Raw genomic sequence first — 12661 nt, 5'->3', positions numbered from 1 at the left:
GCCACCGACCAGGAGGGAGAACCGGAGATGGCAGTAGCGGTCGATGCCGACACGTGTGTTCGCGATTTTTCGGCGTTGGGGCTCGCCGATGCGGAGGAGGCCGGCGGCAAGGGCGCCAACCTGGGCGAACTGGTCAACGCGGGTCTTCCGGTTCCCCCGGGATTTGTGCTGCTGCGCAGCGGCTACCTGATGTCGCTGCAGGCGGGGGGAGTCGACACCGAGGTGGCTGACCTGCACCGCCAGGCTCTCAAGCGCATCGATGACAGCGCCGCGCTGGCCGAGTTGTGTCAGCGGATGCAGCATTTGGTCGCCAAAGCCGGTGTCGCAGATCCGGTTCGCCGGCAACTCCTGGCCGCCTACCACCGGCTCGGAGCGAACCGGGTTGTCGCGGTGCGTTCTTCGGCGACCGGCGAAGACGGGCGGGATGCCTCATTCGCCGGCATGAACCAGTCACTCACCAATGTCGCCGGCGACGACGCTCTGATTCATGCCGTTAAGCGTTGCTGGGCATCGCTTTTCACGCCGAGGGTGGTCAGCTACCGAGCGAGCCGAGGATTCGACGCGGAGCCCGCCATGGCGGTGGTGGTTCAGGAGATGATCGCCGCCGAGCAGTCCGGGGTGGCATTCACCACCAACCCCGGAACCGGCGAGCGCGGCCAAGTCGTCGTCGAAGCCGCCGTCGGCCAAGGAGAAGTCGTCGTGGCAGGCAAAGTGCAACCCGACACCTATGTCGTGGACAAACAGACCCGGGAGGTTCTCGACACCCGGATCGGGCACCAGGCGTTCAAGATCGAGCGCGGACCCGACGGCCACGATGCGGTGGTGCCCCTGGACGCGGCCCAGGCCGACGCGCCGGTCCTCGACGATGCCGCCTTGCGGCGCGTCACCGAACTGGCAATGGATGTCGAGGCGCACAACGGATGCCCACAGGATGTCGAGTGGGCGATCGCGTCCGGCACGGTCTGGCTGGTACAGGCCCGACCGATCACCACGCTCGGCGGCGAGGGCAGGGGCGAGGGCAAGGGCACCGGCACACCGGGGAAACCGGACGTGCTGCTGCGCGGCCTGCCCGCCGCGCCGGGTGCGGCAACGGGCGCGGTGCGCATCCTGCGCAGTCCGCACGAGGGGGACCGCATGCGCGACGGCGAGATCCTGGTCGCTGAGATGACCAACCCCGATTGGTTGCCGACCCTGCGCCGCGCCGCCGGCCTGGTGACCGAGACCGGCGGAATGACGTGCCACGCAGCCATCGTGGCGCGCGAGCTCGGCGTCCCCTGTGTGGTGGGGACGGGGCGGGCAACCAGCGTCCTGCACGACGGACTCCGGGTCACCGTGGACGGGACTCGCGGCGTCGTCACCTCGGGGGCGGCAGCCGCGCGTGTGTCGGTCGCGCCTCCCGCCGCCGCGGCGAACACGGCGATGACGCAGCCGACCGGAACCAAGATCTACGTCAACCTGGCCATGGCCGAGGCCGCCGAGACCGTCGCCGCCCAGGACGTCGACGGCGTGGGCCTGTTGCGCGCCGAATTCATGCTGACCGAGGCACTGTCCGGTCGTCATCCGCGTGACCTGATAGCGCACGGCGAACAGGGCACCATGATCGAGGCGATGGTGGCCGCACTCAGTCGCATCGCCTCGGCGTTCGGGACGCGACCGGTGATCTACCGAACCACCGACTTCCGCAGCAACGAGTTCCGGGGCTTGGCGGGCGGGGAAGCCTATGAGCCGGTGGAGCACAACCCGATGATCGGCTACCGGGGCTGCTACCGGTATGTGCACGAGCCGGAGGTGTTCGCGCTCGAACTCCAGGCACTGGCTCGGGTCAGGGAACGCCATCCCAACGTGCATCTGATGCTGCCGTTCGTCCGCACCCGGTGGGAGCTCGACGCCTGCCTGACGCTCATCGATGCGAGCCCACTGGGTGCGCAGCGCGGCCTGCACCGGTGGGTGATGGCCGAGGTGCCGTCGGTGGCGTATTGGCTTCCGGAGTATGTGGGACTGGGCATCGACGGAGTGTCCATCGGCAGCAATGACCTGACCCAGCTGATCCTCGGGGTCGATCGCGACTCCGATGTCTGCGCGGAACTGTTCGACGAGTCCGATCCCGCCGTCCTGGATGCGATCGAGCGCATCGTCGAATCGGCGCGCATGCACGGCATCACCTCGTCGCTGTGCGGCCAGGCGCCGTCGACGAACCCGTCCTTCGCCGAGCATCTGGTCCGGATGGGAATCACCTCGGTGTCGGTCAACCCCGATGCGGTCGAGGCGACCCGGCGTACGGTGGCCGCCGCAGAACGCCGGCTCCTGCTGGAGTCCGCCCTGGCCCGCGCGTGAAAAGCCGGTGGTGGCAGGTGCCAATGGGCCAACGAACCGTGGATTGGGGTCCAATGACCCCTGCCGAATCAGTCCGGCCGCAGTAACTTCAACGGCAGAGCCGGCCGGTCGGCCCAGTGCTCAATCTGTTGGGAGGGCTGTGATGGCACAAGTCGGGACGACGAAGACCGGCATCGTGGTGGGGGTCGATGGATCACCGGAATCCGATGCGGCGGTGGCCTGGGCGACGCGGGAAGCGGTCATGCGCGACCAGCCGATCACCCTGCTGCATGTGGTGACCCCGCTGGAGGCCGGCTGGCCTCCCGGCCCGGTCACCGACGGCATTCCCAACTGGCAGGCCGATGAGGCGAAAAAGGTACTGGCGAAGGCCCGCGATGTCGTCGAGGCCAACCGGGGCGACGCCGCAGCACCGGAGGTGCATGCCGAGGCGGCCTACGCCCCGGTGGTCTCGACGTTGATCGACGCCGCCAAGGGCAGCTGGATGACCGTCGTCGGCTCGGTCGGCCTGGGTGCCATCGGCCGGCTGCTGCTGGGCTCGGTGAGCACCAGCCTCATTCACCATGCCCAGGGCACGGTCGCGGTCATCCGTGCCGGTCGAGCGCACAGCGACGACGCGCCCGTGGTGGTCGGCATCGACGGTTCGCCCGCGTCGGAGCAGGCAACCGCGCTGGCCTTCGAGGAGGCCTCGTTCCGCGGGGTGCCGCTGGTGGCGTTGCATGCCTGGAGTGACATCAAGGTCATGCCGTTGCTCAACATGGACCGGCGCGACTACGAAGTTCAGGGACACGAAATCCTCTCCGAACGCCTGGCCGGCTACCAGGAGCGGTACCCCGACGTCGCCGTCGAGCGGCGCGTGGTCTGCGACCATCCCGCCCGCTGGCTGGTCGAGGCCGCCGAGCAGGCCCAACTGGTGGTGGTCGGCAGTCGCGGCCGCGGCGGCTTCACCAGCCAGCTTCTGGGTTCGGTCAGCTCGGCGGTGGTGCAGGCCGCCAGTGTCCCGGTGATCGTGGTCCGGCCCGCCGCGACGTGACCTCCGGCGACGCGCACGCCTTCTCTGCTGTCGCGGCCCACGAGACACACTCCGGCATGGTCATCCTGGCCGGGGATCGTGCCTACAAGGCCAAGAAGCCGGTGCAGACCGACTTCCTCGACTTCCGCACCGTCGAACAGCGCGAGCAGGCCTGCGCGCGAGAGGTCCGGCTCAACAGCCGGCTGGCCCCGGAGGCCTATTTCGGTGTCGCGCACCTCAGCGACCCCGCCGGAGGGGCCGCCGAACCGCTGGTGGTGATGCGCCGCTACCACGACGAGGATCGGTTGGCTTCGCTGGTCAAGCGCGGCCGGCAGGTCGAGCACGTGCTCGACGTCATCGCCGGAGTGCTGGCCGACTTCCACGACCGCTCGCCGCACGGCCCGGACATCGACGCGCAGGGCACGCCCGAGGCGATCTACCGCCGGTGGTTCGACAACTTCCCCACGTTGAACGGCCACGCCGGTACCGCGGTTTCCGCCGAGTCGGTGCGCCGCGTCCAGAATCTGGCGGCCGCCTACCTCGCGGGGCGGTCGGAGTTGTTCGCCCGGCGGATCGACGAGGGTTGCATCGTCGACGGCCATGCCGACCTGCTCGCCGACGACATCTTCTGGACCGACGACCGCCCGGTGCTGCTGGACTGCCTGGAGTTCAGCGACGAACTGCGCTACCTCGACCGCATCGACGACGCCGCCTTTCTGGCCATGGACCTGGAGTTCCTCGGGCGCAGAGACCTCGGTGACTACTTCCTGGCGCGCTACGCCGGCCGCTGCGGCGACACCGCGCCGGCGTCGCTGCGCGACTTCTACATCGCCTACCGCGCCGTGGTGCGCGCCAAGGTCGACTGCGTACGGCTGAGTCAGGGCAAGCCGGGAGCCGGCGCAGCTGCGACGCAGCACCTGGCCATCGCCCGACGTCACCTCGAGGACGGGGCCACCCGCCTGGTGCTCGTCGGCGGCGGTCCGGGAACCGGGAAGTCGACCCTGGCCCGCGAGCTCGCCGCGCGGGTCGGGGCCACGGTGCTCTCGACCGACGACGTGCGCAAGGAACTGCACGGATCCGGACAGCTGCGCGGCCGGCCGGGTGACCTCGACGCCGGGCTGTACGCACCGGCCAACGTCGCCGCGGTCTACGCGGAGATTCTGCGGCGCGCGGGCCGCTGCCTTCGCCACGGCCGATCGGTGATTCTCGACGGCACCTGGCGGGAGGAGGGAGTGCGTGCCCAGGCCCGCCGCCTGGCCGACGACACGCACACGGCGATCGCCGAGATCCACTGCGTGCTGCCCGCAGACGTCGCGGCCCAGCGTGTCAGAACCAGGGCCCCGGGCAATTCCGATGCGACGCCGCAGATCGCGGTGGCGCTCGGCGCCCAGGAGTTCGGATGGCCCGGCGCGCGTCGGGTGGACACGGCGCGACCACTCGACGACTGCGTGCGGCAGGCCCACGAGCTCTGGCGCGCCGCGATCGATCCGCCCGGGTGAGTGCTGCGGCAGCCGTCGCCGCCACGGGAGGCTTCCCTAAACTGGCCCGGTGCGCATCGTCTTCGCCGGCACCCCGGACACCGCGTTGCCGTCGTTGCAGCGGCTGATCGACTCGCCACGCCACGAGGTGGTCGCGGTACTGACCCGGCCCGACGCGGCAGCCGGCCGACGGGGCCGCCCGCAGCCCTCGCCGGTGGCCCTTAGGGCCCTCGACCACGGCATTCCGGTGCTGCGGCCGGTCTTGCCCAATGCGCCGGAGGCGGTCGCCGAGCTGGCCGAACTGGCGCCGGACTGCTGCCCGGTGGTCGCCTACGGGGCACTGCTGCGCGACGCCCTGCTGGCGGTGCCGCCGCGCGGCTGGGTCAACCTGCACTTCTCGCTGCTGCCGGCGTGGCGGGGCGCGGCCCCGGTGCAGGCCGCGATCGCGGCGGGCGACGCGGTCACCGGCGCGACGACGTTTCGCATCGAGCCGGAGCTGGATTCCGGGCCGGTCTACGGCGTCGCGACCGAGACGATCCGGCCCGACGACACCGCCGAGCAGCTGCTGGCCCGGCTGGCGGTCTCCGGAGCCGAACTGCTGGCGGCGACCCTGGACGGTATCGAAGACGGGGCGTTGCAGGCGGTGCCGCAGCCGCGCGACGGCGTCAGCTATGCCCCCAAGATCAGTGTCGAGGACGCGCGGGTGCGCTGGGAGCTGCCCGCCGCGGTGGTCGAGCGGCGAATCCGCGCCGTCACCCCCAACCCCGGGGCGTGGACGATGATCGGCGACCTGCGCGTCAAACTCGGTCCGGTCACCATCGCCGAATCCATCGATGACGGGCGCAGCGAGCTGGCGCCGGGCCACATCCACGCCGGCCGCCGCGACATCTGGGTCGGCACGGGCTCGCAACCGGTGCGGTTGGGACAGGTTCAGCCACCGGGGAAGAAGCTCATGGACGCCGCCGACTGGGCGCGCGGTGCCCGGCTCGGCTCCGAGATGCGGGCGTCATGACCGGACCGCAGCGCGGCCGGCCGCAGCGTGACCGGCCGCAGCGCCCCCAAACCGGCCCGCGCAAACCCCGCCGCAGGCCGCTGGACCCGGCGCGGCGCGCCGCCTTCGACGTGCTGCAGGCGGTCTCGCAGCGCGACGCCTACGCCAACCTGGCGTTGCCGGCGCTGCTGGCCGAGCGCGGAATCACCGGCCGGGACGCCGCTTTCGCCACCGAACTGACCTACGGAACCTGCCGGGTCCGCGGCCTGCTCGACGCGGTCATCGGGGCCGCGGCGCAACGCTCACCCGACACCATCGACCCGGTGCTGCTGGACCTGCTGCGTCTGGGCAGCTACCAACTGTTGCGCACCCGGGTCGAACCGCATGCCGCGGTATCCACCACCGTCGAGCAGGCGGCCATCGAGTTCGACTCCGCCCGAGCGGGTTTCGTCAACGGCGTGCTGCGCACGATCAGCACGCGCGACGAGCAGTCCTGGACCGCGGAACTGGCGCCGAGCGCCGAAGCCGACCCGATCGGGCACGCCGCCTTCGTCCACGCCCACCCGCGCTGGATCGCCCAGGCGTTCGCCGACGCGCTGGGCGCCGACGCCGGTGAACTCGACGCGGTGCTGGCCAGCGACGACGAGCGTCCCCGGGTGCATCTGGCCGCCCGGCCCGGTGTCCTGACCGCAGCGGAATTGGCGGCCGCCGTGGGCGGCGAGGTGGGCCGGTATTCGCCGTATGCGGTGTACCTGCCCGGCGGCGACCCCGGGCAACTCGAGCCGGTGCGGGCCGGTCAGGCGCTGGTGCAGGACGAGGGCAGCCAGTTGGTGGCCCGGGCGTGCGCGCTGGCCCCGGTCGAAGGCGACACCGGCCGGTGGCTGGATCTGTGCGCCGGACCGGGCGGCAAGACCGCGCTGCTGGCGGCGCTGGGTGCCCAGTCCGGGGCGCGGGTGACCGCGGTGGAACAGGCGCCGCACCGTGCCGCGATGGTCAGCGAGAACACCCGTGGCCTGAACGTGGAGGTGCTGACCGCCGACGGCCGCGACTCGGGACTGCAGCCCGGGTTCGACCGGGTTCTGGTGGACGTGCCGTGCACCGGTCTGGGCGCCCTGCGCCGGCGGCCGGAAGCGCGCTGGCGCCGGCAGCCCGCCGACATCCCCGCCCTGGCCAAGCTGCAGCGCGAGCTGCTGGCCGCGGCAATCGGACTGACCCGGCCGGGGGGAGTGGTGCTGTATGCGACCTGCTCCCCGCACCTGGCCGAGACGGTGGGGGTGGTGGCCGACGCCGTGCGCCGGCAGCCGGTGCGTGCCCTGGACACCCGGGAGCTGTTCGCGCCCGCCGATGCCCTAGGAAACGGCCCGCATGTGCAGCTGTGGCCGCACCGACACGGCACCGACGCCATGTTCGCTGCGGCCCTACAAGTACTCTAAAGCCCATGTCACGACCCATGATCGCGCCGTCGATCCTGTCGGCCGATTTCGCCCGCCTCGCCGATGAGGCCGCCGCCGTCAAGGGCGCGGACTGGCTGCACGTCGATGTGATGGACGCCCACTTCGTACCGAACCTGACCTTGGGCCTGCCCGTGGTGCAGAGCCTGCTGGCGGCCACCGACATCCCGATGGACTGCCATCTGATGATCGAGGACCCAGGCCGGTGGGCGCCGCCGTATGCCGAGGCCGGCGCCTACAACGTCACCTTCCACGCCGAGGCCACCGACAACCCCGTCGCGGTGGCCCGCGACATCCGGGCTGCCGGCGCCAAGGCCGGGCTGAGCATCAAACCCGGCACGCCGCTGGAGCCCTACCTGGAGATCCTGCGAGATTTCGACACCCTGCTGGTGATGTCGGTCGAGCCGGGCTTCGGCGGGCAGTCATTCATCCCCGAGGTGCTGAGCAAGGTACGGGCGGTGCGCAAGCTCGTCGATTCCGGGGAGTTGAACATCCTGGTGGAGATCGACGGCGGGATCAACGCCGACACCGTCGAGCAGGCCGCCGCGGCCGGTGTGGACTGCTTCGTCGCCGGCTCGGCCGTCTACAGCGCGGCCGATCCGGGTGCCGCCGTGGAATCGCTGCGTCGTCAGGCCCTGGCGGCGTCACCGCATCTGCGCGCATGAGCGCTAAGCCGGCCGCCGAGCACGCCGTCGACCACGATGCCGCGATGCTGCTGGCGATCGAGCAGGCCCAACGAGTCAAAGGCGCCACCTCCCCCAATCCGCCGGTAGGCGCGGTCATTTTGGACCGCGACGGCGCGGTGGTGGGCGTCGGCGGGACCCGCCCGGCCGGAGAGGCGCACGCCGAGGTGGTGGCGTTGCGCCGGGCCGGCGAACTCAGTGCCGGCGGTACGGCCGTCGTCACCCTGGAGCCGTGCAATCACCACGGCAAGACCCCGCCGTGCGTGGACGTCCTGCTGGCGGCGGGGGTGGCGCAGGGGATCTACGCCGTCGAGGACCCCAACCCGGCCGCCGCGGGCGGTGCCGCCAGACTCGCCGAGGCGGGCGTGCGGGTGATCTCCGGGGTGCAGGCCAAGGCGGTCAGCACCGGTCCGCTACGGGAATGGCTGCACAAGCAGCGCACCGGCCGACCGCACGTCACCTGGAAGTACGCCACCAGCATCGACGGGCGCAGCGCGGCCGCCGACGGTTCCAGCCAGTGGATCACCAGCGAAGCGGCCCGAGCCGACCTGCACCGCCGCCGGGCCGCGGCCGATGCCATCGTGGTGGGCACCGGGACCGTGCTCGTCGACGACCCCACGCTGACCGCCCGGCTTCCCGACGGCACCCTCGCCGATCGTCAGCCGCTGCGGGTGGTGGTGGGCCGACGCGAGATCTCCGCGGACGCCCACGTGCTCAACGACGACTCGCGCACCATGGTGATCCGCACCCATGACCCGGCCGAAGTGCTGCGGGCGCTCTCCGACCGCACCGATGTGCTACTCGAGGGCGGGCCGACGTTGGCCGGCGCCTTCCTGCGGGCCGGGGCCATCGACCGGATCCTGGCCTACGTGGCACCGATTCTCCTGGGCGGGCCGGTCACCGCGGTCGACGACGTGGGCGTGCCCAACATCGCCCGGGCGCTGCGCTGGCGCTTCGACACCATGGAGCAGATCGGTCCCGACCTGTTGCTGAGCCTGGTGCCGCACTAGGCACCGCAGCTCAGCGCGCGAGGGCGGCCTCCGGCTCCGGCAGCTCCGGGTCTTCGGCGAACACCTTGTTGCTGCCGATGAGCAACCCGAGCACCGCGCCCACCACGCAGACGACCGCGGTGATGCCGAAGATCTCCCCGTACATCGTGGCGAAGGCCACCTTGGAGTTGGCCGCCTTGTTGAGCATCTTCTCCGCCAGCGTCTCGCCGGTCGCCCGGGGCAGTCCGGCCAAGATCTGGTTGAAGCGGTACAGACCCCACGCCGACAGGGCCGCCATCCCGACCAGCATGCCCGTCATCCGGGCCACCACCACGCTGGAGGCGGCAATGCCGTGCTCGCGGGTCGGAACAGCGCGCATCACCGCCGAGGTCAACGGGCCGATCACCAGGCCCAGCCCGAAACCGGCCAGCATCTGGTCGGTGGCCAACGCGGGCAGGCTGACCACGCCGAAGACGTTGTGGTGGTAGTTGAGCAGGTCGACGGGCCACTTCGAGATCAGCGCGTAGCCGCCGGCGGCGATGAGCAGACCGGCGAACGCCACCAGCCGGTCCCCGACGCGGGTGGCGATCCAGCCGCCCACCAGGGCCCCGACCGGCAGCGCGATCAGGAACCGCAGCAGCAGGCCGGCCGCTTCGTTCTGGGTCATGCCCAGCACGCCCTGCCCGAACAGTTCGACATTGACCAGCGTCACCATCAACGCCGCGCCGGCGCACATCGAGGAGCCCAGCGCCGCCAGGAACGGGCCGAACCGGGTGCCGGCCGGGTCGATCAGCTTGGTGCGGGCGAACCGCTCCCAGACCGCGAACAACAGCAGGGCCACCGCCGCGCCGACCAGCAGGGGCGGACCCCAGTCGGGCAGGGCCTGCTTGGCGTTGGGCTCGGGGTTGTACAGACCCAACACAGCCAGACCCAGGGTCACCGCCAGCAGCAGCCCCCCGACCACGTCGACGCGTTCGGGGGGAGTGCCGTCCTGTTCGGTGTCGGCCCGCGACGGCAGGCTGAAGTGGATCATCAGCATGGCGATCGCGGTCAGCGGCACGTTGATCCAGAACACATCGCGCCAGTCCCGCAGCGCCCAGACGATGAAAATGCCGTACAGCGGGCCCAGCACGCTGCCGAGCTCCTGGGCGGCGCCGATCCCGCCGAGCACGCCGGCCCGATTGCGCTGCGACCACAGGTCGGCGCCCAGCGCCAGCGTCACCGGCAGCAGGGCGCCGCTGGCAACGCCCTGAATGGTGCGCCCGGCGACCAAGGTCGTCAGATCCGCCGCCAGGGCCGTCACCACCGAACCGACGGCGAACGTGGCCAGGCTGACCTGCAGCAGCAGTTTGCGGCCGAACCGGTCGGAGGCCCGTCCCAGAAGCGGCATTGCCGCGATGTAGCCGAGCAGGTAGCAGGTGATGATCGGGGTGAGCTGCTGGATCTTATTGATCGGGATGCCGACACCGGCGGGCTGCGGAGCCATGATGTCGCGCATGATCGTGACCACGACATAGGTGTCGAGGGCACCGAGCAGGACCGCGAGGCTGCCCGCGCTGATCGCGAGCCGGCGGTTGACTCGCATTACGCTCCCGCCGGCTTCTCAATGGTGACCGGTGCATTCCAATTCGACAGGGTCATCTGGATGGCGTTGCCCGCGCTGGGGTCGAGCTGAGCCTGCACCAGGTGATGGTCGCCGTCCTCCTGAATCCAGACGGTGGCCGGTGTCGGAGCGGTGGCCTTCAGCTGCGGGGCCAGCGAGTTCACGGCGTCGGCGGGGGCGTTGCCGGTGACCCGGATGGTCTTCTCACCGTTGATGGTGTCGCGGGCGACGGCCTTGGTGTCCTCGAGATTGGCCAGCATGTTCGCCACCCCTTTGTCCGGGCTCAGAAGGGCGGCCACGTCGTAGATCTTGTCGGCGGCGCCGAAGTTGTCGTAGTCGTCACCGGTGATCGCGGCGTACAGGTCGCCGTCGATCACGACGAACTTGGCGTCCACATCCGAGCCCAGCATCATGATCGTCGCGCTGCCCTTGGCGGCGGTTGCCGGCTGGGTGGTCAGATCGCCCTCGAGGGTCTTGACCGGAAGGTTCTTGATCTGACCGGTCACCGACAGTGCCAGGTGTGCGCTCTGGAGGCCGGCGGTGGTGCTTGCCGATTCCTTGACCAGTGTCGTCGCGTCCGGCAGCGGCCTGCCGGCGTCCTTGGATGAACAGCCGGCCAGCAGCGCGGCGGCGGTGGTAGCGGTGGCCAGGACGGTGAGAAGTCTGCGCATGGGGGACATCGTATAGAGGCCGCCCGGCCGCGGTGGGGCAGCGTAGACAACGACGGCCGCCGCGCCCGGCTCCGTCGCGCCGCCGGCCGTCGCTAGCCTGATGTGATGTTCACCGGAATTGTGGAGGAGCTGGGCGAGCTGGTCGGCCGCGAGGACCTCGCCGACGCCGCGCGCCTGGTCATCCAGGGGCCCACCGTCACCTCCGACGCCCGTCACGGTGACTCGATCGCCGTCAACGGGGTGTGCCTGACCGTGGTCGAGGTGCAGCCCGGCGGCCGCTTCAGCGCCGACGTGATGCGCGAGACGCTGGAGCGCTCCAGCCTGGGCTCTTTGCAGGTCGGCAGTGCGGTCAATCTCGAGCGGGCGGCGGCGCTGGGCAGCCGGCTGGGTGGGCACATTGTCCAGGGGCATGTCGACGGCACCGGGACAGTGCTGTCGCGCACCCCGGGACAGCACTGGGAGGTGGTGCGCATCGGGCTGCCGGCCGCTCTGGCGCGGTACGTGGTGGAGAAGGGCTCGATCACCGTCGACGGCACCTCGCTGACGGTGTCGGGGCTGGGCTCCAGTCCCGAAGACCCCGGAGATTTCTTTGAAGTCTCGCTGATTCCTACCACCCTGGAACTGACGACGCTGGGCCGTGCACCGGTCGGCGCGCTGGTCAATCTCGAAGTCGACGTGATCGCCAAATATGTCGAACGGTTGGTGACAAAGCCCACGGAATGAGTCACGGAGGCGAACCGTGGTTCCGGGTGGTTCATACTGGACGGGCAGGTAGCGCCGTCCGGGTGCTCCCCGATGGCGAAATCAAGGTGACACGGATGACGAAGTTGGACACCGTCGAGCGGGCGGTTGCCGACATCGCGGCTGGAAAGGCCGTCGTCGTCATCGACGACGAAGACCGGGAAAACGAAGGCGATCTGATCTTCGCCGCCGAGAAGGCCACACCCGAGCTGGTGGCGTTCATGGTGCGCTACACCTCCGGTTACCTGTGTGTGCCGCTGGACGGCGCGATCTGCGACCGGCTGGGCCTGCTGCCCATGTATGCGGTGAACCAGGACAAACACGGAACCGCCTACACCGTGACCGTCGATGCCAAGAACAACGTCGGAACCGGGATCTCGGCATCGGACCGCGCCACGACCATGCGCCTGCTGGCCGATCCCACCAGCGCCGCCGATGACTTCACCCGTCCCGGCCACGTCGTGCCGCTGCGGGCCAAGGACGGCGGCGTGCTGCGCCGGCCCGGCCACACCGAGGCCGCGGTCGACCTGGCCCGGATGGCCGGCCTGCAGCCGGCCGGCGCGATCTGCGAGATCGTCAGCCAAAAGGACGAGGGTGCGATGGCCCAGACCGAGGAGCTGCGGGTCTTCGCCGACGAGCACGGCCTGGCGCTGATCTCCATCGCCGACATGATCGAGTGGCGGCGCAAGCACGAAAAGCACATCGAGCGGG

At 70.6% G+C, this 12661-nt stretch carries 11 protein-coding genes; 9 read left to right on the top strand and 2 right to left on the bottom strand.

Features of this window, described 5'->3' with window-relative positions; translation table 11 throughout:
* The first annotated feature begins 27 nt into the window (after positions 1 to 27).
* The 7 genes from ppsA to ribD all read left to right on the top strand — a co-directional run bounded on the left by ppsA (position 28) and on the right by ribD (position 8956).
* A complete protein-coding gene (gene ppsA / locus LI92_RS01535; RefSeq protein WP_046315256.1) occupies positions 28 to 2334 on the top strand; it encodes a phosphoenolpyruvate synthase in 2307 nt (768 codons plus the stop codon).
* Positions 2335 to 2476: 142 nt separating this feature from the next.
* The gene (locus tag LI92_RS01530) at positions 2477 to 3364 is read left to right on the top strand and encodes a universal stress protein (protein WP_046315169.1); all 888 of its coding nucleotides are present in this window, start codon (positions 2477 to 2479) and stop codon (positions 3362 to 3364) included.
* A 56-nt stretch (positions 3365 to 3420) separates the two neighbouring features.
* Positions 3421 to 4842 (top strand): bifunctional aminoglycoside phosphotransferase/ATP-binding protein, encoded by a 1422-nt coding sequence (locus tag LI92_RS01525; RefSeq protein WP_046315254.1) that lies wholly within the window; start codon positions 3421 to 3423, stop codon positions 4840 to 4842.
* 49 nt (positions 4843 to 4891) lie between these two features.
* Positions 4892 to 5833, top strand: coding sequence for a methionyl-tRNA formyltransferase (gene fmt, locus LI92_RS01520; RefSeq protein WP_046315167.1), 942 nt, complete (start codon positions 4892 to 4894; stop codon positions 5831 to 5833).
* Positions 5830 to 7245, top strand: coding sequence for an RsmB/NOP family class I SAM-dependent RNA methyltransferase (locus LI92_RS01515; RefSeq protein WP_046315164.1), 1416 nt, complete (start codon positions 5830 to 5832; stop codon positions 7243 to 7245). Before fmt ends, LI92_RS01515 begins: the two co-directional genes overlap by 4 nt.
* 5 nt (positions 7246 to 7250) lie before the next feature.
* Entirely contained in the window at positions 7251 to 7928 is a 678-nt protein-coding gene (gene rpe / locus LI92_RS01510; RefSeq protein ID WP_082109490.1) for a ribulose-phosphate 3-epimerase, read from the top strand.
* Positions 7925 to 8956, top strand: coding sequence for a bifunctional diaminohydroxyphosphoribosylaminopyrimidine deaminase/5-amino-6-(5-phosphoribosylamino)uracil reductase RibD (gene ribD, locus LI92_RS01505; protein WP_046315160.1), 1032 nt, complete (start codon positions 7925 to 7927; stop codon positions 8954 to 8956). Before rpe ends, ribD begins: the two co-directional genes overlap by 4 nt.
* 10 nt (positions 8957 to 8966) lie before the next feature.
* On the opposite strand, the gene LI92_RS01500 is transcribed toward ribD, so the two are convergent.
* Positions 8967 to 10520, bottom strand: a complete 1554-nt coding sequence (locus LI92_RS01500; protein WP_046315157.1) for an MFS transporter — start codon at positions 10518 to 10520, stop codon at positions 8967 to 8969.
* Positions 10520 to 11218 (bottom strand): LppX_LprAFG lipoprotein, encoded by a 699-nt coding sequence (locus LI92_RS01495; RefSeq protein ID WP_046315155.1) that lies wholly within the window; start codon positions 11216 to 11218, stop codon positions 10520 to 10522. Before LI92_RS01495 ends, LI92_RS01500 begins: the two co-directional genes overlap by 1 nt.
* Before the next feature lie 96 nt (positions 11219 to 11314).
* Between LI92_RS01495 and LI92_RS01490 the strand changes: the two genes are divergently transcribed.
* Positions 11315 to 11932 (top strand): riboflavin synthase, encoded by a 618-nt coding sequence (locus LI92_RS01490; RefSeq protein ID WP_046315153.1) that lies wholly within the window; start codon positions 11315 to 11317, stop codon positions 11930 to 11932.
* A gap of 95 nt (positions 11933 to 12027) precedes the next feature.
* Positions 12028 to 12661, top strand: a 634-nt coding sequence (gene ribB / locus LI92_RS01485) for a 3,4-dihydroxy-2-butanone-4-phosphate synthase (protein ID WP_046315252.1), incomplete at its 3' end; no start/stop codon positions are given.

Source organism: Mycobacterium sp. UM_Kg1 (assembly GCF_000972925.1).
In the GTDB taxonomy this organism is placed as follows: domain Bacteria; phylum Actinomycetota; class Actinomycetes; order Mycobacteriales; family Mycobacteriaceae; genus Mycobacterium; species Mycobacterium hiberniae.
The sequence above is the reverse complement of the archived record's forward strand: the minus strand, read 5'-3'. Positions and strand labels throughout refer to the sequence as shown.